25 protein-coding genes are annotated in these 26,419 nt (G+C 35.0%); 9 read left to right on the top strand and 16 right to left on the bottom strand.

Features of this window, described 5'->3' with window-relative positions; all coding sequences use genetic code 11:
* Nucleotides 1-38 precede the first annotated feature (38 nt).
* Both TZ01_RS04750 and radA read left to right on the top strand, forming a co-directional pair.
* The gene (locus TZ01_RS04750) at nt 39-1,055 is read left to right on the top strand and encodes a type II glyceraldehyde-3-phosphate dehydrogenase (RefSeq protein ID WP_048101652.1); all 1,017 of its coding nucleotides are present in this window, start codon (nt 39-41) and stop codon (nt 1,053-1,055) included.
* Nucleotides 1,055-2,047, top strand: coding sequence for a DNA repair and recombination protein RadA (radA, locus tag TZ01_RS04745; RefSeq protein ID WP_048101651.1), 993 nt, complete (start codon nt 1,055-1,057; stop codon nt 2,045-2,047). The genes TZ01_RS04750 and radA overlap by 1 nt, the downstream gene beginning before the upstream one ends.
* 16 nt (nt 2,048-2,063) lie before the next feature.
* Here the strand turns inward: radA and TZ01_RS04740 are convergent, their stop codons facing one another.
* Nucleotides 2,064-2,819, bottom strand: coding sequence for a hypothetical protein (locus TZ01_RS04740; protein WP_048101650.1), 756 nt, complete (start codon nt 2,817-2,819; stop codon nt 2,064-2,066).
* The gene (gene smc, locus TZ01_RS04735) at nt 2,776-6,273 is read right to left on the bottom strand and encodes a chromosome segregation protein SMC (protein WP_048101649.1); all 3,498 of its coding nucleotides are present in this window, start codon (nt 6,271-6,273) and stop codon (nt 2,776-2,778) included. The genes TZ01_RS04740 and smc overlap by 44 nt, the downstream gene beginning before the upstream one ends.
* Nucleotides 6,274-6,371: 98 nt before the next feature.
* Here smc and TZ01_RS04730 point away from each other — a divergent pair, with 98 nt between their 5' ends.
* Together TZ01_RS04730 and TZ01_RS04725 are read left to right on the top strand one after the other, a co-directional pair.
* Complete coding sequence (locus tag TZ01_RS04730) at nt 6,372-7,361, top strand: tyrosine--tRNA ligase (protein WP_048101648.1); 990 nt, start codon at nt 6,372-6,374, stop codon at nt 7,359-7,361.
* Nucleotides 7,362-7,643 carry a hypothetical protein gene (locus TZ01_RS04725; RefSeq protein WP_048101647.1) on the top strand — a complete coding sequence of 94 codons (282 nt, stop codon included), beginning with the start codon at nt 7,362-7,364 and terminating at the stop codon, nt 7,641-7,643.
* On the opposite strand, the gene fen is transcribed toward TZ01_RS04725, so the two are convergent.
* Together fen and radB are read right to left on the bottom strand one after the other, a co-directional pair.
* Nucleotides 7,640-8,659, bottom strand: a complete 1,020-nt coding sequence (fen, locus tag TZ01_RS04720) for a flap endonuclease-1 (RefSeq protein ID WP_048101646.1) — start codon at nt 8,657-8,659, stop codon at nt 7,640-7,642. The genes TZ01_RS04725 and fen overlap by 4 nt on opposite strands.
* Before the next feature lie 3 nt (nt 8,660-8,662).
* On the bottom strand, nt 8,663-9,370 hold the full coding sequence (radB, locus tag TZ01_RS04715) for a DNA repair and recombination protein RadB (RefSeq protein WP_048101645.1): 708 nt from the start codon (nt 9,368-9,370) through the stop codon (nt 8,663-8,665).
* A 92-nt stretch (nt 9,371-9,462) separates the two neighbouring features.
* Between radB and TZ01_RS04710 the strand changes: the two genes are divergently transcribed.
* The 3 genes from TZ01_RS04710 (at nt 9,463) to TZ01_RS04700 (ending at nt 12,235) form a co-directional block, all read left to right on the top strand.
* Nucleotides 9,463-9,903 (top strand): hypothetical protein, encoded by a 441-nt coding sequence (locus TZ01_RS04710; protein ID WP_048101644.1) that lies wholly within the window; start codon nt 9,463-9,465, stop codon nt 9,901-9,903.
* A 180-nt stretch (nt 9,904-10,083) separates the two neighbouring features.
* Nucleotides 10,084-11,280: an MFS transporter gene (locus TZ01_RS04705; protein WP_048101643.1), complete on the top strand. Its 1,197-nt coding sequence runs from the start codon at nt 10,084-10,086 to the stop codon at nt 11,278-11,280.
* A gap of 37 nt (nt 11,281-11,317) precedes the next feature.
* Entirely contained in the window at nt 11,318-12,235 is a 918-nt protein-coding gene (locus tag TZ01_RS04700; RefSeq protein WP_048101642.1) for a bifunctional phosphoglucose/phosphomannose isomerase, read from the top strand.
* Here the strand turns inward: TZ01_RS04700 and rqcH are convergent.
* On the bottom strand, nt 12,227-14,077 hold the full coding sequence (gene rqcH / locus TZ01_RS04695) for a ribosome rescue protein RqcH (RefSeq protein ID WP_048101641.1): 1,851 nt from the start codon (nt 14,075-14,077) through the stop codon (nt 12,227-12,229). The two genes, TZ01_RS04700 and rqcH, sit on opposite strands and share 9 nt — an antisense overlap.
* Before the next feature lie 280 nt (nt 14,078-14,357).
* Between rqcH and TZ01_RS04690 the strand changes: the two genes are divergently transcribed.
* Nucleotides 14,358-14,972, top strand: coding sequence for an alpha/beta fold hydrolase (locus tag TZ01_RS04690; protein WP_048101640.1), 615 nt, complete (start codon nt 14,358-14,360; stop codon nt 14,970-14,972).
* 5 nt (nt 14,973-14,977) lie between these two features.
* Here TZ01_RS04690 and TZ01_RS04685 read toward each other — a convergent pair whose 3' ends face one another.
* Nucleotides 14,978-16,504, bottom strand: a complete 1,527-nt coding sequence (locus TZ01_RS04685) for a site-2 protease family protein (RefSeq protein WP_048101639.1) — start codon at nt 16,502-16,504, stop codon at nt 14,978-14,980.
* 88 nt (nt 16,505-16,592) lie between these two features.
* Complete coding sequence (locus TZ01_RS04680) at nt 16,593-17,018, bottom strand: MarR family winged helix-turn-helix transcriptional regulator (protein ID WP_048101638.1); 426 nt, start codon at nt 17,016-17,018, stop codon at nt 16,593-16,595.
* A 155-nt stretch (nt 17,019-17,173) separates the two neighbouring features.
* Between TZ01_RS04680 and TZ01_RS09740 the strand changes: the two genes are divergently transcribed.
* A complete protein-coding gene (locus tag TZ01_RS09740) occupies nt 17,174-17,320 on the top strand; it encodes a hypothetical protein (RefSeq protein WP_169749788.1) in 147 nt (48 codons plus the stop codon).
* A 1-nt stretch (nt 17,321) separates the two neighbouring features.
* Here TZ01_RS09740 and TZ01_RS04675 read toward each other — a convergent pair whose 3' ends face one another.
* The 9 genes from TZ01_RS04675 to TZ01_RS04635 all read right to left on the bottom strand — a co-directional run bounded on the left by TZ01_RS04675 (nt 17,322) and on the right by TZ01_RS04635 (nt 26,419).
* Nucleotides 17,322-17,561: a hypothetical protein gene (locus TZ01_RS04675; RefSeq protein ID WP_048101637.1), complete on the bottom strand. Its 240-nt coding sequence runs from the start codon at nt 17,559-17,561 to the stop codon at nt 17,322-17,324.
* A 25-nt stretch (nt 17,562-17,586) separates the two neighbouring features.
* The gene (locus tag TZ01_RS04670; RefSeq protein ID WP_255350865.1) at nt 17,587-18,024 is read right to left on the bottom strand and encodes an AAA family ATPase; all 438 of its coding nucleotides are present in this window, start codon (nt 18,022-18,024) and stop codon (nt 17,587-17,589) included.
* Nucleotides 18,025-18,033: 9 nt separating this feature from the next.
* Nucleotides 18,034-19,329: a tRNA(Ile)(2)-agmatinylcytidine synthase gene (locus tag TZ01_RS04665; RefSeq protein WP_048101635.1), complete on the bottom strand. Its 1,296-nt coding sequence runs from the start codon at nt 19,327-19,329 to the stop codon at nt 18,034-18,036.
* A gap of 2 nt (nt 19,330-19,331) precedes the next feature.
* Nucleotides 19,332-20,108 carry a polyprenyl diphosphate synthase gene (gene uppS / locus TZ01_RS04660; RefSeq protein WP_048101634.1) on the bottom strand — a complete coding sequence of 259 codons (777 nt, stop codon included), beginning with the start codon at nt 20,106-20,108 and terminating at the stop codon, nt 19,332-19,334.
* A 28-nt stretch (nt 20,109-20,136) separates the two neighbouring features.
* The gene (locus tag TZ01_RS04655; RefSeq protein WP_048101633.1) at nt 20,137-21,066 is read right to left on the bottom strand and encodes a class I SAM-dependent methyltransferase family protein; all 930 of its coding nucleotides are present in this window, start codon (nt 21,064-21,066) and stop codon (nt 20,137-20,139) included.
* Nucleotides 21,044-23,119: an ATP-dependent DNA helicase gene (locus tag TZ01_RS04650; protein WP_048101632.1), complete on the bottom strand. Its 2,076-nt coding sequence runs from the start codon at nt 23,117-23,119 to the stop codon at nt 21,044-21,046. Before TZ01_RS04650 ends, TZ01_RS04655 begins: the two co-directional genes overlap by 23 nt.
* Before the next feature lie 64 nt (nt 23,120-23,183).
* Nucleotides 23,184-23,669 carry a PadR family transcriptional regulator gene (locus tag TZ01_RS04645; protein ID WP_048101631.1) on the bottom strand — a complete coding sequence of 162 codons (486 nt, stop codon included), beginning with the start codon at nt 23,667-23,669 and terminating at the stop codon, nt 23,184-23,186.
* Between the two features lie 31 nt (nt 23,670-23,700).
* Nucleotides 23,701-24,984 (bottom strand): hypothetical protein, encoded by a 1,284-nt coding sequence (locus TZ01_RS04640; protein WP_048101630.1) that lies wholly within the window; start codon nt 24,982-24,984, stop codon nt 23,701-23,703.
* Nucleotides 24,977-26,419, bottom strand: coding sequence for an MFS transporter (locus TZ01_RS04635; protein WP_048101629.1), 1,443 nt, complete (start codon nt 26,417-26,419; stop codon nt 24,977-24,979). Before TZ01_RS04635 ends, TZ01_RS04640 begins: the two co-directional genes overlap by 8 nt.

The raw sequence follows: 26,419 nt of genomic DNA, 5'->3' as shown, positions 1-26,419 counted from the left end.
AAATAAATTTATAACCATATGTAACATAATTATGCAATATGATTGGTGTAGGAATCAATGGATATGGTACTATTGGAAGGCGTGTCGCCCATGCTGTTTCAGCCCAGGATGATATGTTTGTTACCGGCATAGTTAAAAATTCCCCGGATTATGTTGCAAAGGAGGCATCAAAATATTTTAATGTTTATGTACCCTCTGAGGACAAAATTCCGGAGTTTGAGGAGAATGGCATAAGGGTTAAGGGAACACTGGATGATTTGTGTTCTGATTCTGACATAATCGTTGATGGAACCCCAGAAGGCATGGGTGAGAGGAATATAAAAAAATACCGGGAATACAATATAAAGGCCATACTTGAGGGTGGAGAAAAGGCATCTGCTGTTGAAACAAGCTTTAATGCCTATTCTAGTTTTGATGATGCATTAAATAAAAATTATGTGAGGGTTGTATCATGTAATACCACTGCACTTGCAAGGTCCCTGTACCCAATACATTCAAGTTATAAAATAAAAAATGTTAATGCGGTTATACTGAGGCGTGCCACTGATCCAAATGATTCAAAAAAGGGGCCTATAAATGCCATGGAACCATCAATGCAGTATCCTTCACATCATGCCCCTGATCTTCAGACAGTAATAAAGGGAATTAATATACTGACAACGGCTGTAAAGATTCCAACAACCCTGATGCATATACATGTTGTTGATGTCGATCTTGAGGATAATCTTAAAGAGGATGACATAATTGATATCTGGAAAAATTATGGCAGGCTCTTGCTTCTTAACAGCTCAGACGGCCTTAAATCCACAGCACAGATAATGGATCTTGCAAGGGAGCTATCAAGGAACAGGTCTGATTTATATGAAATAGCAATCTGGCGTGACAGCATAAAAATTAATAACAATAAACTGCATTACATACAGGCTGTACATCAGGAAAGTGATGTTATACCTGAAAATGTGGATGCTATAAGGGCTATGTTCAATTTGTTAGGTAAGGATGAATCAATTCGCAAAACCGATTCATCGCTTAAGATAAAAGGAGGGATATTTTAATGGCTAAAAAGGATGTTGAAAATGAGGAGAAGGTTGAGGAAAGCAAAAAGGAGATTACAATAGAGGATCTTCCAGGCGTGGGCGAGGCAACTGCTGAAAAATTAAGGGAAAGCGGATATGATGATATAATGACCATAGCCGTGGCATCCCCAAAGGACCTTGCAGATATAAGTGGAATAGCTGAAGGCGCCGCAATAAAAATCATTAATGCGGCAAGAAAATACGCTGATGTGGGTAATTTTGAAACAGGGGAGGAGATACTAAAAAGGAGGCAGGAGGTAATAAAATTATCAACAGGATCCAAAAATCTTGACACACTCCTGGGCGGTGGCCTGGAAACACAATCTATCACTGAATTTTTTGGCGAATTTGGGTCTGGTAAAACTCAGATAATGCTGCAGCTGGCGGTTAATGCCACACTTCCAAAGGAACAGGGCGGCCTTGAATCAGACGTGCTTATTATAGACACTGAAAATACATTCAGGCCTGAGAGGATTATACAGATGGCAAAGGCCAAAAATCTGGACCCTGATGAAACTTTAAAAAGAATACATGTTGCCAGGGCTTATAATGCTCATCACCAGATACTTCTTGCAGAAAAGGCTGCTGATGTTGCCAAGGAGTTTCCAATAAAACTCTTAATAGTGGATTCATTAACATCGCATTTTAGATCAGAATATGTTGGCAGGGGTTCTCTGGCAGAGAGGCAGCAGCTTTTAAATAAACACATGCATGATCTGCTTAAATTTGGAACCATATATAATGCTGTAATAGCCGTGACAAATCAGGTATCGGCAAATCCCGCCGTATTTTTTGGCGATCCAATGACACCAATAGGCGGTAACATTGTGGGGCATACTGCAACATTCAGAATTTATCTTAGAAAGGCCAAGGCTGGAAAAAGAATAGCAAGATTAATAGACTCACCATACCTGCCGGAGGGTGAGGCGGTTATAATGATAAGTGAGGATGGAATATCGGACGGTGTATAAATTTATTTAAAATATTTTAAAATAATTTGGTTATTATGATGTTTCCAAATGGTTCATTCTGTTCCATGCTAATCCTTCCCCTTTTTTCAAGAAAAAGCATGTAAAGGAGAAATTCTGATCTTTCCTCTGTAGTTTTACCCCAGTAATCCTCAAGGAAAAATGGATTTATATATTTTTTAATTTCCTCCTGGACGCGGTTTATTCCCTCCTCTATATCCTCCTTATTTGATTTCATTAATATGTCCTCATTTATATCCACCGATGTGTCCTTTATTGTTTTTTCTTCCCTGGATTTCTTATAAACCCTTTTTATTGAATCCAGCAATTCAATTAGCGTTACATTTCTTTTGTCCTCATGCATTACAGGCTCCTTAAGATCAATAAAATCTGAAACCTCGTCATCGTCCATGGAATCCTCTATTTCAGGATAATCATCAGTTAACTCATCGGATATTTTATTACTGTTATACCCTCTTATCATTGCAATGCTTTTTTCATAAAGAATATGCCATGCACTGGATATAAGAAGTCCGGCCACCTCAAAATTTGGCTCAGGCTCACTAAAAAAAAGGTCCTTAAACTGCAGTATATCGATTTTCCATGGGTCTATTTTGCCATCCATGGCCAGTTTAAATACCTTTGATACGGTTTCAGAAAAAATATCTGGATATACCAAATTTTCATTTGCCTCATTTAATATTTCCTCGTATTCTGATATATCCTCATTTTCACCTTGCCTTATTATCGCCCTGAGAATCTCGCTTTTCTCCATCGTCCTCCTCCATATATTTTTCCACAATTTTTGTATTCCCATGCCCATCGGTGGTTACACCTATTATGTTTGTTGCAAATTTTGACACAGCCTTTTTCAGGGATACCATTATAACCTGTGCCTTTTTAGAATTCTCCCTGAAAAGCTTTCCAACCTGTTCTGCATTATAACCATCAAGGAACATATCAACCTCATCCAGATAATATACCGGTGATGGTTTTTCATTCTGAAATGCCAGTATAAGGGCAAGAACAGCAACACTCTTCTCACCGCCACTCAGTGCATCTATTTTTATCATGTATTTCCCCTTGGGCATTGCCTTTATGTAAATTTCAGAATTTAATGGGTCATCCCTGCTGGTTATCTCCAGCGTGGCCTCACCACCAGTAAGCCTGTAATAAATCTCCTTAAAATTTTTATTAATGCCATCAAAAAGGTCAAGAAATGTTTTTTTCTCCTCCTCTATAATTTTATTCTGCATGTCTATAAGGCTTTCGCGTTCCCTTTTTAATGTGTCATATTTTTCTATATTTTCTGAATACTTTGAATACTCATCATCATATTCCTGTATTGCCTTCTGATTTATGGGGCCAAGTGATATTATTTCATTTTCATTATGGGCAATTTTTTCCCTAATTTCCCTTACAGTAAGCTTAAAATCAGGTATATCAGCATCAATAATCTCATTATGTATTTCATTAGATTTTTCAATCAGTGCATCTATTTTTGCGTTTAATGATGTTATAAGTATATTTTTTTTATTAATTCCATCCTCTGTATTTCTTATATCAATTAATATTCTGTCCAGTGCATCATTAAGTTCAACCTTTTTATTGTATAAATCCCTGGATTTTGAATCTATTTCATATTCTCTGCCCCTCAGTTCATTCAGTGCATTATTTTTTTTATCAAGATCATTTTTTAAATCCTGAAGTTCTTTACTTTTTTCTTCAAGGGATTTTTTGTAATTCCCTATTTTTTCATCAAGCTCTGTAATTCTCTGCTCAAAATGTTTAATATCATTATTTATTGTAATTAATGTATCGCTGTGCGACTTATATTCTGCATTGGCCCTATTCAATTCAGATTCTATCTGTTTTTCTATTTCCATGTTTTCAGGATTTATCTCCTTTAGCTGTTTAAAAATTTCTTCCTTTTCCCTGTTATTTTTATAAGCCTTTAGCCTTAATTCCCTAAGATCAACCTCAATATTTTTAAGGTTATCTGTAAGTTCTGCTATTTCCCTTTTTAAGGTTTCAATGGAATCATTATATGATTGCAGCGATTTTTCCGATTCACCTAAAAGATTTTTATTTGATTCAAGATTTGCAGTTTCAACATCCCTTTTTCTTGTTAAATCTGTCAACTGTGATGAAACATTTCCAAGCTCGGAGTTTGCATTTTTCAATTCGCCATCTATTATTATGTTTTCATTTTCAAGGCTGGCTATTTCCTTTGTTATTCTGTTATATAAAATCTCATCGTTTTTCAGGTATCCGCCGGTTATTGATCCGGAGGCCTCAAAAATTTCCCCATCCAGTGTAACAATCCTTACACCGCCCATATGCTTCCTTGCATTTTCAATATTATCAAATAGTAATGTATCGGCAAAGCAGTACATGACTGCCCTTTTAAATTTTTCATCATATCTTACAAAATCCCTTATAAACCCAATTGATATGCCATCCCTTACAAGTTTTTCACTTTTTTCATGATCCTTTGGGGCCATGATTTTATTTAATGGTATAAATGTAAGCCTTCCAAGTTTTTTTTCCTTTAAAATATTAATGCATCTTTCTGCGGCATAGTCATCATCAACAACTATTGCCCTCAGGCGTGCACCCCCAGAGACTATGACTGCATTTCCATATTTTTCATCGTATTCTATTAGATTTTTTAATTCACCATAAATCCCAGGTATGGTACCATGCTCCATTATATTATGTATCTCCTTAACTGCAGGAGACATTCCACCGCTGTAATTAAGCCCCCTTAACTGTTTTTCAAGTTCTCTTATCTTTTGATCATTATCTGATTTATTCCTTGATAATGATGAGACCTTATTCCTTAAATCAATGAAACGTGAGTTAATAAGATTTATTTCCTTTGAGTATTCATTTATGTTATCCTGTGACGCCTCTATTTTCCATTTTAAATCCTTTACCTTAAGCTGTAAATCCCTGTAACTATCCTCCTTTATGGAAATTTCCCTTTTTTTAACGGAAATTTTCTCACCAATATCATTTATTAACGCATTTTTTTCTTCAATTTCAGAATTTATTGAATTTATGGAATCATCAATAGATTTTAGTTTTTCATTTAAATCCCTCAATTTTTTGGAATTTGCATAATTCTCCTGACGAAATTTTTCAAGCTCTGCTGATATTTTATTTATGTTATTCTCATCTGTTTTTATATATGATTCATAATTCTTTTTCTCCCTGAGTTTATTCTGCAGCTCATTTTTCTGAAATTCCATGGAATCTTTGGAGGCCTTTATCTGCATTTCATAGCTGTCTATGTTTTCTCTATGGGTATTAATGCCTGCATTTATTGTTGCTATTTCCCTTGTTGTCTCCTCTATTTCCTTTCTGAGTTTTAAAACCTCTGATCCACCAAGGTCATTAAGCTTTTTCTCTATTTCCCTTATATTTTCCTGTGTTTTATTCTTATTATCATTAAGCTCTTTTAACCTTATATTAAGCTTATTTAATTCTGAATCAAGCCTTTTAACATCATTTTTATATAAATTTATCTCTCCCTCTATATTCTTAAGATCCTTTAGCTTTAAATATGCATTCATATCATCTATTTCCTTTTTTAAATTTGAATATTTTCTGGCATTTTCCCTATCAATATTTAATCTGTCAAGATTATGCTTAATTTCAGAGATCTTTGCATCCAGTATGTTTATGTTTTCATTGAGGCCATTAATATCGTTTTTGGCATTTTCAATTCTTTCTTTATAGCTCTCAATTCCTGCCATTGATTCTATTAATTTTCTTCTCTCGGCGCCGGACATTTTTATTATATTATTAATATCACCCTGAAGGACAAAACTGTAAGAATCGAGGTATATATGGAAGGAATCAATTAATTTTAAAACATCCAAATAACGTGCCCTTTTCCCATTAAGATAATAATTTGATTTTATTTCATTTCCATTGTTTACTATTTCCCTGGAAAGTGTGTACTTTTTATCTCCCTCTGAAATGGTCAGTGTGACCGAGCATCTTTTTAATGGTGGATCTGACTTATGTATGAAATCAGCAGCGCGATCCACCCTTATTGCCTTATTTGATTTTGCACCCAGAACAAATAGCATTGCATCCCCCAGGTTACTTTTACCGGAACCATTAGGGCCTATAATAACAGTGAATCCATCTTTAAGCCTTACAGTTACCTTTTTTCCGTATGACTTAAAGTTTTCCATTTCTATGGATTCAATAATCATATAATATGACAATGTCAGAAGGTATATTTATTTTATGTTATATATTATAGGCTTCATGCCTAAAAAGGTTAATAAAATAATATTATATAAACCATAAAATGGAAAATATAGAACTTTTAAAAAGAGATACATCAGAAATTATTACCGAGGATGAGGCTCTGGATGCACTCAAAAATTCCTGCAAGGGATACTGGGGCGTTGAACCCTCAGGGCTGCCCCACATAGCCACAGGCATACTGTTTACGAATAAAATAAATGATATGGTCAGGGCCGGGATTAAAATGAAGGTTCTTCTGGCCGACTGGCATGCCCGGGTAAATGATAAGCTCGGTGGTGATATTGAAAAAATAAGGGAGAGTGGTGAACTTTTAAAAAGAACCATGATCGCTGCAGGCCTTGATAGCAGTGTTGAATTCATCTGGGCCGGTGACCTCGTTTCAAGCAGGGATTACTGGGAGGAGCTTTTAAAAGTTTCAAAAAATTCATCACTTTTGAGAATAAGGAGGGCGCTTCCCATAATGGGCAGAACAGAGGAGGATGCCGACAGGGATTTTAGTAAATACATATATCCACTAATGCAGGTTACAGATATAATTTACATGGACCTTGACTTTGCCCTAGGAGGCATGGATCAGAGGCATGCCCACATGCTTCAGAGGGATGTTGCGGAGAAAATGGGGGTTAAAAAGGTAATCTCAGTGCATATGCCCCTCATATCAAGCCTTAAGGGATCAGGGAGAATGGATGACTTCAAAAAAATGTCCAAAAGCGACCCTGATTCGGCCATTTTTATTACAGATTCTGATGAAGATATAAAAAGAAAAATAAAACATGCATACTGCCCTGTGGGTGTTACAGAAAATAATCCTGTAATTGACATTTTAAAATACGTTGTTTTCCCGTACTATCAGGAAAGATTAACAATAAACAGGCCAGAAAGCAAGGGTGGCCCCGTGGAGGTGGATTTTCACGAACTTATTAATTTATATGAAAATCAAAAGATTCATCCAGTAGATTTAAAGAACGCGGCTGCAGAATCCATAATAAATATAATAGGTCCTGTGAGAGAAAAAATAGAAGGTGATTAAATGCCGTGGATTCCAAAAAAGGCTGTTGAAAAAACAGTTTACAGCAGTTTACTAAAAATGGATAATGGCCGGCTAATATCCCTAAAAACCAAAAAAAAGGACAGGTCAGTTACAATATATAAAGATAATAATTTATACAAAATAATAGAGGACGGATTTAAAAATGAATCATATGAAATAGGCGATGAAAAGGAATTAAAAAAAATGTTAAAAACACTTATAGAAATAGAGTTTCCAAGAAGCCATGAAATACTTGTAACCAGCCAGGAGGATAAAAATTAGGTAAATTTATCAAGGCTGGACTGGCTTGTGTCTGTAAAATTTCTGTCCATTATATCCAGCACATTTATTATTCTTGATTCAGAGAAATTGTGCTGGCCGCACAGGAAATCAATTATCCTGTTTCTATCCGGCCTTTTGAAGTTAAGGTTAATATTCTTCTCAACCGGTGGGTTTTTAAAAAAATCCTTTATTTCATCCAGATGATCTATGTTTTTGTTTTTTTCCTTTAGAACATTTTCTATAGTTCCAAATTTCTTTATGAGCTTTAATGCAGTTTTTGCACCAATCCCCGGTATACCTGAATTAAAATCGGTACCGACCAGAATCCCTATATCTATTAACTGTTCCTGTGTTATTCCATTGTTTTCAAGATTCTCCTCAAGGTTTATAATTTCCGGTGATACATTAATATATTTACCAGTGCCAGAAATCCTCCGCTTTCCATACACTGTAAAATTCCTTAATACACGCGGGGCACCAAATAGCAGGCAGTCATAATCCTGAGAGATAACAGAATCAACAATGCCGGCCCTTGCCGTGTATGATGCCTGCGCCTCACCCTCGGAAGGCGCCTGTATCCACGGTATCCCCATAAAATCAAGAAGCTTTTTGGATTCATTAATTATATCATCTGTAATATAATTTATTCTTGATGAAAGGGACCTTGCCCTTTCCATGTCGTTATTTTTTATTGCAGCATTAAGTTCCTCTATATTTTTTTCCCTTATCAGCCTTCTTTCCTTTAGTGTCTCATTTTTAAGATAAAATGGTTTTCCATCAAAACAGTAAACCGGTTTTATCTTATTTTCCAGCAGTGAGGATGTTCTATAAAATATACCTGAAAGATGTGATGTAATATTTCCCGCGCTATCCTTTAAAGGTTCACCATCCTCACCCCTTATGCTGCTTAAGAACTGGTATATAATGTTATAAGCATCAACAGTAACCATCTTACCTGCATTTTCCTTTAATGTTGTGGCATGCTTTATTAATATACTGGATATATCTACCCCCATGAATCACACCTGACACGATATGCCATTTTTTGTTATTTTAAATTCACTAAATAAATTTTCCTGGATTGACCTGTGCTTTATCACCGTTATTCTTCTGTTTCCATTATCCATTTTCTCAATATAATAAATGGCCTTCATGGCATGGTCTATAAAATAACCGCCAAATGGCTCAATTTTATGATTTTCAACATCTGCATATATCTGATTTGTAATAAGCACAGGAATTTCATATTTAATTGCAATACCGGACAGAATATTAAGCTGCCTTTCGTACCCCTCCATTCTTGCATTGGCATCGGTACCCGTTTCCATCCTGAAAAAATTTGTAAATGAATCAACAACCATTAAGCCTATACTTTTCCTTGAATCCCTTTTTTCTGCTATTAGCTTCTCCGCCTTTATCACAGCCAGATGCTGGTCATCAAGCGATTTAACCCTGTAAATATTAATATCGTTGTAGTTAAAATCATCACCACATATCTGTTTAAACCTTTCCACAGAAAATCCTTCAGTATCTATATAAATAACCTGCCTGCCAGATTTTACCATTGAGTATGAAAATATCATGGATAGATTTGTTTTGCCTGCCCCGCCCATTCCATAAAATTCGGTTATTATACCAGGTTCTATACCACCCTGCATTAAGTTATCTATGCAATCATATCCTGATGGTATCTTTTCAGGTACCTCTGTGAACTTAATTTTTTCCATTTATTGTTAAATCCATAATACTATAAAAAAATATATGATTGTTATTATGGACATTAACAACTTTTTTATAACCATATTCTATTATAATTAAAATGGCAGATGTTTATATTGTTATTGGTGTTGCGCTATTAATTGTAGGAATATTCTCAATATTTTCAAATGTCCTTGTAATAGGCATACCACTGATCATTGTTGCAGCCTTCTTTTTATTCCAGTATTACTACAGTTCAGGCAAGCATGTTAATAAAAAAGTATCCAAAATAACATATGATGGAATAATAGAAACGGGGCTTTCAAAAATAGAAAGGGGGACATTTTATGTTGATAAGGACAAATTCATTTCAGAAATGTCCAAAATTAAGGATATAGTCTCACTTCAGGGAAAAATGCCAGAATTTGGCCTTGATGCCATATATTTTGATTTTAATACCCAGGCCTCGGCAGAAAAGTTTTCAATGGCAATAAATAGCACTGGTGTTAAGGCCTCTGTTTTGCAGGAAAGAACACAATGGAAGGTTAAAATTGATTTTTAATGTTTTAACATGACCATGCAACACAGTGTTACACACTATATATAATTTATTAATATTTTTCTGATATTTATCTCTAAATTATTATTTTTTTTATATAAAATTTCTAATTATACGTTTTTATCATCAAAATATATATACTTTATTACAAAACTTTAATTCATATAAAGTAATTATAAATTTATGAAAACCTATGCTCATGCAACAATTTCATCTACAGGTGCATGGATGGGAAATATATATGATCTAACCCTGTTAACATATATTTATACAGAGCTGGAGAGATATTTCCATATAGATCTGCTTATGGTGTCACTGCTGTTCGCACTGGGATTAATAGGCAGATTCTTCGGCGGCATAATATTTGGCAGTCTAAATGATACAATGGGCAGCAAACCAGTAATGATTATAGGTACGGCCGGATATGCCATTTTTGCCGGAATAATGGCATTTTCCCCCACAGTGCTTATACTGTTTACCGCAAGATTTATTCAGGGGGTGTTCATGGGCGGTGAGTGGACTGCCGGTACGGTCATGAGCTATGAATTTGCCCCTCAAAATCTTAAAGGAACAATAGTTGGAATAGTGCAGAGTGGATACGGCATTGGCTACGCACTTACAGGCCTTGCCTATGTTTTATTCCTTCCAGTAATGGCGGCTGACTGGAGATTTTTCCTGCTGACAGGTATAATACCATTAATAATCGCCCCGTATACAATGTTTAAAATCCCCTCAGATAAAAGGCAGGGGGTGGTAAAGGAAAGGGCATCACTAAAGGGTTACATGAAGCCATTTATAAAATCATCCATTATGATGTCCGGATTTTTTGCAGCATATTTCTCGGTGTTTTCATTTTATCCAACAATTGCACCATCATTCGGTGTAAGCCATTCCATGGTGGGAATCATGATGATTGTGACAAGCCTGGTGCTGGCCATGTCATTTGTTCTTTTTGGCAGGCTATCGCTTAAGACTAGAAAAAAATACTTAATAATTGCAGGTTCAGCAGTATCAATGGTATCAGCATGGTTCGCCATTCCATTTTCATCCTCCCTGGATATACTGTCGGTACCTGCATTGATAGCCTTTACAGTGGGTGTGGGATCAATGCCTGTTGTGCCGCTGCTACTGATGGAGCGTGTAAATCCTGTTGTAAGGGGTATTATCTCCGGGATATCATACAACTTTGGTGCGTTATTTGGCGGGGTTATATCAATAATACTTGGATTTATTGGTGACATTGTTGGTTTCCATGGACTTTTATTAATAATAGATATAACAACACTGCTATGCCTTGCATCAGTAATCATAACCGGTGCATCAATAAAAAAATTAAAGGACTCATATGCTTACAGGCTGTACAGGAACATCGAGGACTAAAACAAAAATTAATAAATAAAAATCAATTAACTCTTACATGGACTTTATAGACGAATTAAAGAATTTAAAGGAGCAAATTAAATTTAATCAAAAATTTAACATAACTTCTGAATATGACAATATTGTAATCTCCGGTATGGGTGGGTCTGGCATTGTTGGCGATATATTTCAGGAAAAATTCTCAAAAAAACCTGTTATAACTGTTGGAGATTACGGCATACCAGAATTTGTCAATGAAAGAACTGTATTTATTGGCATAAGTTACTCTGGAAACACCGAGGAAACACTTAATAATGTGGATGAGGCAATGAAAAAAAATGCCCATGTTTATGCCATTACATCCGGTGGAAAGCTTGCCGACAGGGTAAAAAATTCAATAATAATACCATCAGGATTACAGCCAAGATCTGCTCTAGGTTACATGTTAATGCCACTCTTCAATACATTTGATCCAGTGGATGATGACATAATTAAAAAAACATATGATATTTTGGACAGCATGGATAAAAATCATGACGAAATGCGCAGGGAGGCATTAAAAATATATGAAAACAGCTATATACCAATAATATTTGGGTCAAGACCATTTAAATCAGTGGCATACAGATGGAAAACACAGTTTAATGAGAACTCAAAGACATTTGCATTTTATAATTATTTTCCTGAACTCAATCATAATGACACAATGCCATTAAAAAAGGCTTACAGAAGGGATGAATACAGGTATTACGTCTTTAATTCCGACAATCTTAGAATACAGAGAAGGATAGAAATCACACAGGAAATAACCGGGGAATCATTTAATATTATAACAGCACCAACCAATGAATATTTTGAGAAACTATTCTATCTAATACATTATGCAGACTATTTAACATATGAACTGGCTCTTGTGAGGGAGGTTGACCCCACAGATGTATCAACAATAGAGGAATTAAAAAGCAAATTATCCTAATTCCTTTATTTCCCTTGATGTTTCTATTATTACAGAACCACCCGGTGGAAGTATTGGCTCGATCTCATCCCTGGGCACATCAAGTATTTTCGATATTTTTTCAACAGCATTATTTCTTTTTTCATTTCCTGGTCTGATTTTAACCCATTTTTCTGATTCCACCCTTGTTGATGACGGGGATATCATTGGTATATCATATTCCTTATATTTAATCAATGATATTTTTAGTTCAAGCGGTAAATTAAAAACATAATTTCTCTTACCCCTTATTACCCAGGACCCCTTTGATATAAATTCTCCAGATTCTGGTGTTTTACTTACCTGATTTGGATACACCCAGTATGCCGTTCCGGAGGATATGCCTGCAGGCCATGCCCTTGACATGCATATTGCGAACTGGCATGCCTCATTTATGGTTTCCTCTGATATTTCAATGCCATCGTTTTTTATTACCGTGCTTGGGGCACCATAAAGATCGGCATGTACATATATATCATTATCCTCCATGTGCTTTTTGACAAGTTTCTCATTTGTCTTTGCATCCTTTCCTGAAAGGACCATATTGCCATTGGATGAAAAGAACCATCTGTATGTTTCAAACCAGTACCTTGGCCTTTTTTTCTGATTTACCTTTTCCCTTTCCTTTATTATTAATTTTTTTGTTTCCTCAATGGCCCTTTCAGCGCCCTCAATTTTATTTTTATAATCCTTTGCTGTATTAAATACATTGCTTATGTTATTTCCTGCAGATAATGTGTAGTTTAAATCTATATTTATATTATTATAGTCAATGGTAAATATTTTCTTTGCCGGATTTATGCCTAAAATTTTTAAATCCCCAAAATCAAACCCATTCAAATCCCCATTCTTCACCTTACCGTTAACAATTTTTATTAATTTCTCAATAGATGGTATATTCATCTTTAATTTATTCCCAAACTCTGTATAAATTTCCATCAATTTTTTAAACTCCTCAATTGATTTTTTCTGTGATTCTATCCTTTTTTCCACACTGCTTTTATTCTTTTCCTCCACCGGATAGTTATTTAAATAACTGACTATTCCATCATTGAAGTTTTCAAAGGTATCGTCTGGATTCCTTTTAAGGCTTTTTAGTATTATTGGGGACAGTATTTCCTCATCTTTATAATAATATGCCCTATTTTCCAGGGATTCCTTAAGGATGACATTTATCTCCTCATATACCTGATTTAATATTTTATCATCCATCTGATGTGGCATTAAATTTTTATCCATATTAAGACGGTAAAGAACCTCCTCTGCTATTTCCCCACCAAGATTTACCCTTGTTGCAAGGGTTTTAACCAGTGATGCGGTACTTTCATTAACAATCTTTTTAAACACGTCAAAATTTTCAATGGGATTTATAAGGGACGGTGGCACATAGGCCTCACCAATTTTTATTGTTCTTGTCCTGTATACATGCTGATCCATTGCAAATACTATTTTTCCATTTTCTGTTAAAATCAGGTTGCCGCCTCCAAACAGTTCCAGTATTATTTCCTGCCCTGTATGAAGTGTAATTTTTATAACCCTGTCAAAATTTATCTGTTCTATGCCTGTTATCCTTTTCTCCGATAACTGTTTTCTGAATATCATGGCCAGCTGGGACGCCTCATCAGGCCTGTCCGCGCTATAAAATGATATTCCCTTTGTAAGTGAAATAAAAAAATCTCTTTTTTTAACATCGGACCTGTATATCTGAAAAATAAACTCCTTTGAATTCACCTGGTATATTTTTTTTATAAATGAATTTTCTATATCATCCCTGAATATGTTTATAAATGCGTAAAAATCCAATGACGATTCCTTGAGTTTCATAATTTATTAGTAATTCCTGATATTTTAATCTTATTGGAAAGATTACATGCATGAAAAAATCAGAGCAACAGTTATAAAAACTAGTCTATGAATATGCAAATCAACATGGGATGTTTCCATGTTTACAAAATTTATAGGTTATTATAAAATTATTTTATTGATTTCTAATTATTTTTTAAAATTTTTATGGGTTAAAAATCAAATATAGTTATATAAATCAAAAATTTAAGGCATAAAAAAATTAACAATGGTTTTTAACAATTATTTAATACCATAAAATATGGAAGTTGAGCAAAATACAATGAATTTATCAGGAAAAAATGTTTTTTATCTTAGCTATGGCAGGGGCCTTCAGAGGAGCTTTATCTTGCTTCATGATTCCAAAAAGGATTCATCCTCATGGTCAGGCATTGATGCATTAAGGAAACTGGGGCAATGGGGATTTAATGTGTATGCCCCGGACTATCCGGGTTTTGGAAAGTCAGAGTATAATCCAAAATACAATTTTGGTTCAAATCCTGCAGCAGGTGCAAGATTCATTAAGGATTTTTCAGATGCCGTTTACGCCGGCTTAACATATATAATAGCACCATCTGTCTCGGCGGGCAGTGCATTAAAGGCTTTAATAGATTATCCTGAAAATATTGAAGCGGTAATAATAATTGGTGGCCTGGGCGTTGATCATATACTTAAGGAATTGAACAAAATAAATAAGCCTGTGCTTATCCTGTGGGGTGGCAATGACAGCGTGGTTCCAATAAATCATGGTATGAGATACCACGATCTTATCGCATCATCGCAGTTTATAAAGATTGATGGCGCCGGCCACTGTGTGCATCTTGATAAACCTGATATATTCTTTAACACATTAAAAAAATATTTATCAGAAATATAAAAAATTTAAATCACTCTTGGTATTATTATTATATAAAACAGAAGCATTATTATGAACAGCGCAAGACCATAATATATCTTTGTAAGTGTTTTTTCATTTTTAAGGAAGCTGAATCTCTCTCTTCTGGATGCTATCATTAAGGTATCCCTGAAAAATTGGCCACCATCAAACACTGCAACAGGCAGTGCATTCATTATTCCCAGAAGGAAATCTATCCAGAATAACCAGTAGAGAGAATTAACCAATCCAAAGTATATATAGTTATTAAATGGTGTTGAAAACAGGTGCGCAAGGTTATATGGTACCGGTGAAAGCCCAAGAACAGGAAGGCCAAGAACATCAAAAAATTGGGGCCCAAAGAGGGCTGAGCCAAATATAAGCCCACGCATTTCCTTTAATGGTATGTAATCAAGTCCGGAGTATGTTATGCCAACACCTATAAAACTCTCATTTTTATATATATTTTTATTTGCAGCAGGGTCATCCTTTTCATAGTAACTGTAAGTTGATACCGTTTTAAGTGTGTAATTATCTGTCTTTCCATTTAAAGTCATTATTTCCATTGTAATATTTGTTCCCGGCTTTATTTTATCAAGAACGTTTCCAAGTGTATTGATGTTATATATTGTTGAACCGTTAATGCTTAATATTACAGAATCAGATGGAACATGGGCCGCAGCAGCCGGAAACCCTGAAATTATCTGTGATATAAAAACTCCGGTAAGAACACTTTTATTTACCGTGGTGCCGTTGTAAAGTACAATATTCTCCATTCCCGGTTTTAAATATGAATCTGTTTCCAGGTTGTTTAGTGCAGAACCCGAAATATTCCCATATTTTATTATTTCATAACCATGGGGTATCTGTGCATTTTCTGATTCCTGGATATAAACGCCGCTGTGAACCGGGGGTGCGAGTGGCATCATAACAAAAATTAAAAGCATTAATGCTATAAATGCTATAACTATATTTATGCCCGGACCCGCAGCTATTATCCTCCTTCTTATAACGGGATCTGCATCCATTATCTCCTTTTCATCAGGCTCAACGAATGCACCAACAGGTATGACAAAGAATAAAGCGCCAACGCTGCTAACCTTTATTCCATGCTTTCTCGCAACTATTCCGTGGAATGTTTCATGGATTACCACTGCAAATACAAGTGATGCTGTGCCATAACCCAGCGGTATCAGGGGATTTATTAATGGAATTGCAAGATATTCATTTAATGGTGGGGCCTCACTGGTTGGCACATGAACTATGGTAAGCAGTATGGCCTCATATAAAAGCATTATGAATGCTGTTAAACCTCCAAGAACCACCAAAACATCAGATATTTTGCCAAATGTCTTTCCCGGGAAATGTTTGGATATGGCATCAAGTATACCACGGTTATGTGTGGATTTAATCATTAATGCAGGCCCCATTGTTGAAAAATGCCTGGTTTTATTTATGTGCGGGGAAAGGTATAGTATTATAAATATCCATGAAAATACGATTAATATAATTAAATAAATCTCATTATAAACCATAATTATCTACATAATTAAACATTAGTTATAATTTTTGCCATATGAATTAATTCTTTTAAAAAAAAGTATTGAATGAAAATCATTTAAATTATTCCACATTCTCCTGGATTTTTTTGAGGAATCTTATCATATTATACTTCTCCTCATCGTTAAAATCTCTTAATGTATTTTCAATGAATTTTATGTGTAATTCCTCAACACGCATGTATTCATCCTTTCCCTTATTTGTAATCTGTATCTTTATTATTCTTCTGTCCTCCGAACTTCTCTCCCTTCTTACATATCCCAGTTTTTCGAGCTTGTCAATAACACCTGTGATCCATCCCTGAGTCACCATATTTATATTTGCGAGCTCAATCATTGGCAACGGGCCGCGTTCAAGCAGGTTTTTTAGTATTCTATACTCTACAGTTGACATTCCAAGGGATAACAGATTTTTCTCAGATGCCCTGTACCATGTCTTCCATGTCCTAATGAATTCCCTCCAGACGTCGTAGGCCTTAATGCTTTCCATTTATATCATATTTTAATACGTAACTGGTATTTTATGCTTTCTATATAGTAAACTATTTGCCATTAAAGGATTTAGATATAAATGATTTACCCATTCCTTAAGATTTTTTATAGAAGCCATGTAATATTTTTATACTTAAAGTATATTCTTTATCCATGGGGCTAGGCAAGAGAGATTTAAACAGAAAAAAGAAAAGCATAGAGATGAAAATTCAGGAACTTGAGGAAAAGGCAAGAAAAAACCCACTGGATAAGGGCATACAGGAGGAAATAAACGAGCTGAAGAAAAAAATGGACAAATAATTTAATAGGGTGGCATTGGTTTTGTTAATTTACCATCCTTTATTGCAGGCGTATATGGTGGTACGTTAATCTCAACATATCTTACCGGCTTCGGTTCTATTCTTTTTAAAAGCATTTCTATTGAAATATCATTATCATTTGCCATGTTGCATATTGATTTTATTTCATCAGGTGTAAGCTGTCTTTCAGTATTGTCCATATATTTTATGTTTAGGCTTTTAATTTCCTCACAGTTATACATAATAATTAAATGTTAACTTATATAATTATTTTTTGAGCAGTTCATTTATTAGTTTTTTAACAGTGTCATATAATTCATTAATATCCATTCCTCTGGCATTAACAGTAAATATATGATTTTCTGGAAGCAGGTCCAGCGCCTCATAATATATTATATCGGACCTCTGTGCCTCAATGTTCTCGTTTATTTTTTCATTGCCATAACCACGCTGCTCCATTCTTTTTCTTAAAATATTTTCATCATCCTTAATTATAATCACATATTTGCAATGAATCATATGGGAATAGTGAGATTCAACAACATCATATTTAAGTTCAAGCCTTCTCAGCTGGTCTATGTCCACAATGCCATCACTAATTATCCCGGTGTTTTTTAATACCTCATTAAGGGATGCACATTGTATGCCACTGTAATTGAGCATCTTACATAACGTTGTTTTCCCGGTTGCCGGTATTCCAGTAATGCATATCGTTCAGACCACCCCGAAATGACCTGCAAGCTTTAATGGCATTGAAAGGTGCCTTCTGGCTATAACCGGTACCTCATAAAAACCCTCAGATATATTTCTTTTTATTTCAACTATCTCCGGATTTTTATACCTTTTTTTGCATCTTGGGCATCTGTAATCCATCTTCCCCTTGGATCTGGTTTTAATGCCGCAGTCAGGACATATGGGTGGTTCCTTAATATATTCCCTGGATAATTTTAATATCTTTATTTTTTCAAGCTTTAATGTGCCATTATCGAATGAACCATAGGCCCTTACAAGGTCTCCTGGTATAAGCGCATTAACAATTTTTCTAAATTCCTTTGTTGGTTCAAACGCTGCAAGATTTAATTCATAATCCCTGTATTTCATTTTTATGAAATAATGACCACCCTGGATTATATATGGATATGATGATATTATGCCTGATACTGAATAGGAACCAAGGTCAGATAGAAATTCAGGATCATAAATTATATGATCATCCGTACCCTGGTTTGTTTCATAAATTATGAAGCCCTCATCATTTATTTCAAAATTATTTTTTATTTCATCATATATGCCAAGCAAATCGCAGGGCTTTATTCCCCTTACACCGAATATAACCGGTGTTTTGAATTTTGGGAATATGGCAGGGTAATCGTTCTTATAATCTATATTATTAAAGGTTGAATCATATTTTTCCGGTATTTTTGCTATCTCCATTTTTATACTTTTATCCATAATTCCATAATGTGGATACTTATAATCCAGAAGCTCATAGGTCACACGTTTTTTATTCCAGCCAAGTGATGCTGTGGCACCTATTATTCCATGGCCGGTTCTTATTTTTTTGTAAGCTGCCCTTTTTTCGAGGAATGCCTCAATTGATGCTACTGAAATATCCTCCTGAAGGGCCCTCTCATATATCTGTGAATCGAATCTAATCTTTGATATGACTATTCCCGGATTTGTATTTTCACTATTTTTAACATAAAAATCCTCAACAATGCCCGATGCAAAATCCATAAGCTCCTCAGGTTCAGGTTCTGAAATGAGTTTTTCATATGCATATATATTATTACCGTTTATTCTGCCTATAATAATTTTTTTTCCAGCTCCTGTACCTATATTTATATTAAGGGCCCCATTGCCCCTTGTTTTATGGCTTATATTTGGATTAAGCCTGACAAGCTCTGGATATCCTATTATATCATAATTTGTTTTTCTGGCAATCTGCGATATTATATACGTTGTGCACATTTCGTTCTGGCTATCGGTATCATCCACAGCTATGTACATTTTTACCTACCAAACCTTCTTTTTCTTGACTGATATGACAATATCGCCCTTAAAAAATCCACCTTTTTTAATTCGGGCCAGTTCACATCGGCGAAGTAAAGTTCTGAATACGCTGCCTGCCAAAGGAGGAAATTTGAGATTCTTTCCTCACCGCTTGTCCTTAAAATTAGATCAGGATCTGGAAGTGTATTATCATAAAGATAATTTCTGAACATTTTTTCATCGATATCATCAACATTAATCTTACCCTTACATACATCATTGGCTATCATTTTAACAGCATTAATTATTTCCTGCCTTCCACCGTAACCTATTGCCAGATTAAACCTGAATCTTGAAAACTTCTTGGTGGTATTTTCAACATTAATAATGGTGTTTCTTAAGTATTCAGGAAGTGATGATAATTCACCTATTACATTAACCCTTATTTCGTTTTTGTATATTCTGTCATCCCTTAAAAGATCATTTAATGAATCGTTTATTAATTTAAAAAGAAAATTAACCTCATCATTTTTCCTCTTAAAATTCTCCGTTGAAAATGCATAAACCGTAACAACCTTTATGCCAACCTCCATGGCCCAGTCAAGCACCTCCTCAAGCTTGTCCTTTCCCCTTACATGCCCTTCATTTTCGGATAAACCGATGGATCTGGCGTACCTCCTGTTGCCATCTGTTATTATTCCAAGATGATTTGGTACCCTGTCCTTTTTAATTTCAGCCAGAAGGGCGTTTTCATAAAGATTTGAGGCTATATCACCAATCCTGTTAGCAATACTCATTTATTAATAATTATTATTTAGTATATATTTATAATTTTTTTAACTCTATTGAATACATATTCTTGAATTTGGAAAATCCATGCACTATTCTTTTATAGACTATCTCCAGGCCTGCTGATCTAAAGTATTCCATTCTGGATTCTAATGTTTCGTAATCACATATTTCATAGTAGTTTATTATTCCTCCAGCTGAAACACTGTTAATGGCATCATTTATAAAGTTAAATGCACCGTGGGGTAAATTCATTATTATTCTGTTGAAATCATGAAATGATTTTATTAAATTTCGGGAATCACCACAGTATGCCTCAATTTTACCCTTTAATGAATTTAGCCTTTTATTTTCATTCAAAAGTTCTATTGCATCACAGTTTATGTCAGATGCTATTATATCACATTTTATTCTGTGTGCTATTAGCACGGAAAACGGGCCAACACCGCAGAACATGTCAAAGATTTTCTCATTCTCATTTATCTCATTGGCAATTCTGGCCCTCTCTGTGGCCAGTCTCGGTGAAAAATATGCCCTTTTTATATCAACATGCAATCTTATGCCATTTTCCCTGTAAATTGTTCCTGTGTTATCCTCACCGTATAAAAGTTTTACATCCCTTGTTCTGTATTCTCCAGTAACACCTGAGTCGAGATAAATTGATTTTATTTCCTTTCTCATTTTTATTATATCGACCAGCTTTTGAGCCTCATCAAGTTTTTTGCCCTTTATTACGGCAATATCACCTATGATGTCATATGAAAATGAGTGGTTATAATCCTTAATACTATTATTTTCAATAGGATTTATATCAACTATTTTATATCCCTCCGGTGGCCTTATTACAGGAATATATACCATGGAGCCATCATGCTGTACTCTATATTTTTTGTTAAATAATCCCGAAGATTTGCAGTATTCTATGGCTGCCTGTGCATATTCCTTATCTACCGCTATATGAATCAAGGTTGTTCCCCTTATAATACTGCTTTGTTATTTTATCTGCATACTGTATAATTTCAAGGGCAAGCTTATTTGAGAAACCAAATATATTTCCAATATCCTCCATTTTTGCAGATGCAAGTTTTTCAATTGTGGTGTATCCATTGTCAAATAATCTCCTCGCCCTTACCCTGCCAACGCCCGGTATTTCTATAAGCTTTATAATATCCTCCTTAATGCCCTCCTTTATCCTTATGTTTAAATGGAATAACTGGCCTGAATATTCCTTTTTATTCATTGTTGATAATCTGTAAAGTGAATATGAAATCCAGTCAGCTGATGATACCTTTGCCTGTATATCGCCGGGGCCAATATCAAATGACTCTGCTATGGTATTAATTGGGACCTCATTTATCCATTCCTGCAGAATTATTGCTGTTTTGGCTGCCCGCATTGATTCCTCACTGAAATCGTTTATATTATATTTATCAAGGAAGTTTTCAACATATTCATAGTCATATTCCCTGAAATTAAAAGGTATCATATCTGGCGTTTTTGATATATAATAAAGATATAATGGCTCTGAATATTCATGATTTAAACACTCTGATAATATCAGCGCTGTAACAGGGTCTATGTAAAGTTCTGATGTTATTTTTCCAAATGGCTCCACTTTATAAATATCATTTTCCTCCGAAATAAAACCATTCTCCTTTAAAAAGTAAATGGCCCCGTCAAATGCCAGTGAATAATCCTCTATATCGTTTTGAATGGCAAGCAGTGTTTTTTTATAAAAATTTAGTATATCATCGTATTTCCTTGCCATTCCAGAGGATATTAGCGATAGTATGTTAAACCTGATCAGACTGTTTGAATCCATCTTGGATATCACAGGCTCCAGATCACCATTAAGATAGTTTTGTGCAACCTTTAGCATTGATTCACTTGATACAGTTATATATCCATAACCTATTTTATCGTATTTTGGCCTGCCAGCCCTACCAAGCATCTGCTGTACCTCTATATTAGAAATTGGCTTACTGTAACCATCGGAATACCTTGTAATATCCCGTATAATAACTGTTCTGGCAGGCAGGTTTACACCGGCGGCCAGTGTTGGGGTGGCCACAATTATCTTTATATGTCCCTTCTTAAATAGCTCCTCAATTGTTCCTCTCTGTTCATTTGAAAGTCCGGCATGATGGTATGCAATTCCATGCGATATTAGGTCTATCATTTTGTCATTTAAATTCTCAAGCGGCAGTTCAAGATCCTCAATATTCGTGCCAAAATCAAAATTATTCTTTAAAAGTTCAGCATATTTCTCAACATTCCTTCTGGAATTTCTGAAAACAATACACTGACCGCCATCATTGACGCTGTTTTCAATTAAAACAAGCTCGTCCTTATTTCCAAGGAATTCTTTTTTTCCGTCCCTTATCAGTGAGTGCCTGTAAACAATTCCAGTTTCCAACGGAACCGCCCTAAAATCTGATATTACGGTTTCGGCATTCATCCACATGGCCATTTCCTTAATGTTTGAAACCGTTGCTGAAAGCCCCAGAAGTATTATATCCGGATTAAGGTATAAAATTGAGGATATTACAGTTTCAAGTTTTGGCCCCCTGCTTTCATCTGAAATTGTATGAATTTCATCAAGTATAACAAAACCAAATTCATTTAGTATATCAGGGTCACGATGTATCATTGAGTCAGCCCTTTCTGACGTGCATACAATAACATCATAGTTCCTTACAAATGATGGTGGTATATCGTAGTCACCAATGGATATAGTTACCCTCATCCCAAGAGACCTTAAATTTAGAAGTTCCTGATACTTTTCCATGGCCAGTGACCTTAATGGAACTATGTAAAGTGATTTCTTGCGCTTGAGGAACGTTTTATATATTTCTATGTATGCAATTAGAGTCTTCCCTGAGGCGGTTGGAACGGAAACTATCACATTTTTTCCCGATATGAGTTTTTGGACCGCCTCCTCCTGATGTTTATATAATGAAAAATCATTATTATCTGTTAATTTTAAAAAATCTGCAGGAACTATTGATGTTAATTTCATTAAATCAATATTATTTTCATTATTAAATAAGTTTTTAAAAATTTACTTTTATTACTAATAAATATTATTTTGTTTTCTGTAATTTCTCAGGATTAAATTCATTAAGATAATTTATTATATCATTAAGTTCCTCTTTTTGCCCATTTTTTTCCAGTATAAATGAGTACCTTATAAGATTAATAATTCCCGGGCCTATTTTCTTAATTACATTTTTAAGAACAGTAAAATCATTAATGTCTGTGAATACGTTTATATATGGAAATTCCTGGCTTATTGTATCTATAATGGCCTCATTTTTGATCTCATCATTAAGTTCCATCAGGTTATTTACCAGCTTTTTACCGGAATCCGTTAAAAAATAATATTTTTTATTGTTTATAATTTTGGAATATATTAATCCTTTTTTTAATAAATTATTTATTGCGGGCATTAACGCACCATTTGATATATTCCTGTGGGTATTTGTGCTTAATATACGTTTTGCGAGGCCGTAACCTGTCATTTCCTTCAGGTTAAGTATATACAGTATTCTTAGTGTATAATCATTCATAGTTTCACATTTGATAAAGTTTTAATTAAATTTATTTTTTGTTATTTTTATTCATATTTTTTTCCTTTTTATGGCTGTGCCTTACCGCTGCTCCTATTATTATTAATATGGCTATTACAAGCACTATTGGAACAAGATATTCTGGTTTTATTATGTTATGTTCGATTTCCTCATCAGGTGATGGTGATACCTTTTCTGTAAATGTTGCGGTTTTGTAGAATACAGATTCCGTATTATTAAACCTGTATTCCACAAGGAGCTGAACAGGATAATTACCACTGTATACATCAGAAACATCGACTATAAATGTAACCCTCAGGGACTGCCCGGGTTTTAAGGAGGAGTATGTAACATTATCCGCATCCAGGGCTGCCAGTGGGTTTGATGATGGTATGTGTATTGATATTACACTTGGCATTAGCATGTGTATATTTAAATCCCTGAATGTCTTATTGCCTGTATTGTTTATATAAAATGTAATTATCTGTTTTTTCTCACCCGATACCAGTTTATCTGATGCCTCAGTTATTTTTAGATTAACATACTGATCTGAATTTATCCTTGATTTAAGTGTATATGTTATATTATACATTGAAAAATAAATAGGCGCGCTGCCTGAGACATTTTTGGCATCTAAATAGAATGTAAAGTTCATGATTTTCCCAAGCGGATAATACTTAATGCTATAATTTGCAGGTGATATAACATTAAAATATTTAGAATAAATTCCTGCGGTTACATTATTTGCATTGCTTGTTCCTGTATTTGATGTTACCACTGTTAATTTTATTCCCTTCTGATCCTGATATATCACAGGGGGATTTGTATAATATGTTACCACAGATAAACTGGGCTGGCCAATTGGAAGTGTAAAGTTTGCATTTGATGAACCAGATGATGTTGATAATGTTATATTTTCCTCATATAAATTACCTGATGCACTGGCGCTTATGTTCACCATCTGCATTATTGTATATCTATTCCCTGCTTTCAATGAAAGTGTGTATACTGATTTGACATCACTGTTAGGACCCGATATATAGCTGTAGCTAAAAGGTGATGTAAGGTTTATAAATCCACTTACATTTTCAGTTGCAAGTGCTGTGAATGTTACATAGAGTGGTACATCGCCAGAGCCAGGGGCTGGAAGCATGCTTGATGTCTGGTTGTACCAGTGCACACCTGTAACCTCAACAGGTGCCTGTGATGATGTAAACGCACTTTTATGGTCATTAACACCAGAATACTCATATGCAAGTAATCCTGAAGCAGCAAACATAAATACTATTAAAACAGCCAAAATTTTTTTATTCATTTAAATCACCTCTTGTGTTTTTTATAAGACTGGAGATGCCTATACTTATAATTACAAATATTATGCCTATAATGTATACCATGGTAAAGGCCCTTGATGACGGGAAATCATAGAATACAGGTATATAGTTCAATGATCCCATGCTGTATGGAAGTATTGATATTATCACAGGAACTGAATACATCGATTCAATTGATCCGGCTATTGCAGGTGCTATTGACATTCCTATTTCCCTAAAAACCGTATTCATACCTGTGGCCTCACCGGCCCTTTCATTTGGTGTTGAAATAAGCAATAGATTGATGACTCCCACCAGAATAAAGGAAAATCCTATTCCAAGAACCACCGCAGCATATATTATGTCAAATATGGTCGACCTGAAGAATATTAACATTATAAATGAAATAAGCCCTATTGAAAGTCCGGTAATCATTGATGCCTTTGGCCCCTTTTTCTCAGTTTCCAGTGATGCAAGTGGGGCTGATACCATGGCCATAACTGTTGCCGGCAGCATTATTATGCCAGACTCAAGAATTGTTTTTCCAAATCCGGCCGGCTCTGGATCCTGAAGCAATGTGGGCACTGTGAAGAATAGGAAGTACATACCTGACATGGCAAAGAGTCCCACAAAGTTTGCTATTAACACATTTCTTTTTCTGACAAGCTGTATGTTTATAAATGGATTTTCAGCATTTGATTCATACCTTACAAAAATGTAAAACAGGATGCCTGAAAGTATGAACATTGATATTATTGTAATTGAAGTCCATCCATAGGTTTGACCCTCAGATAAACCAAATATCAGAAATACCAGTGGGATTCCAAGAAGTGCAACACCGGCAAAGTCTATTTTTTCCCTTACAGGTTCCGCATAATCCTTAAGATAAAAATAGCTCAGGATAAACAGTGCAAATGCAACGGGAATTGCAGAATGATATGACCACTGCCACCCAAAATATTCGGTTATGTATGCACCTATAACAAGGCCTATTCCAGCACCAACGGCAAAGGTCGCACTCATTATCCCCTGTGCAAGTGCAAGTTCCCTTTTTGGAACAACATCATTAATTATGGCATATGCCAGTGGAAACATGCCAAATCCAATGCCCTGTATGACCCTTATTGCTATGAGCTCGTCCAGTGTGGTGGCAAATCCACCAAATGATACTGCAATGGCATATATCAGTGAAAGAATTAAAAATACCCTTCTTTTTCCAAAAACGTCACCGAGCTTTCCAAATATCCCTGCTGCAACGGTTCCTGTAATAATGTATGCAGTTATCACCCATGAAACATTATCGTATGTGGTATCAAAGAATTTTATAAACACAGGAATTGCAGGCACTATCATGGTTTCAACATATACAATTAAGGTACCCGCAAATGCCATGAGGCCGAGTATTATACCTGAATCTCTGTTTTTTGTTGTTATCAT

The organism is Acidiplasma sp. MBA-1, assembly GCF_000949015.1.
In the GTDB taxonomy this organism is placed as follows: Archaea; Thermoplasmatota; Thermoplasmata; order Thermoplasmatales; family Thermoplasmataceae; genus Acidiplasma; species Acidiplasma aeolicum.
Note: the sequence above shows the minus strand (reverse complement) of the source record. Positions and strands in the feature narration are given on the sequence as shown.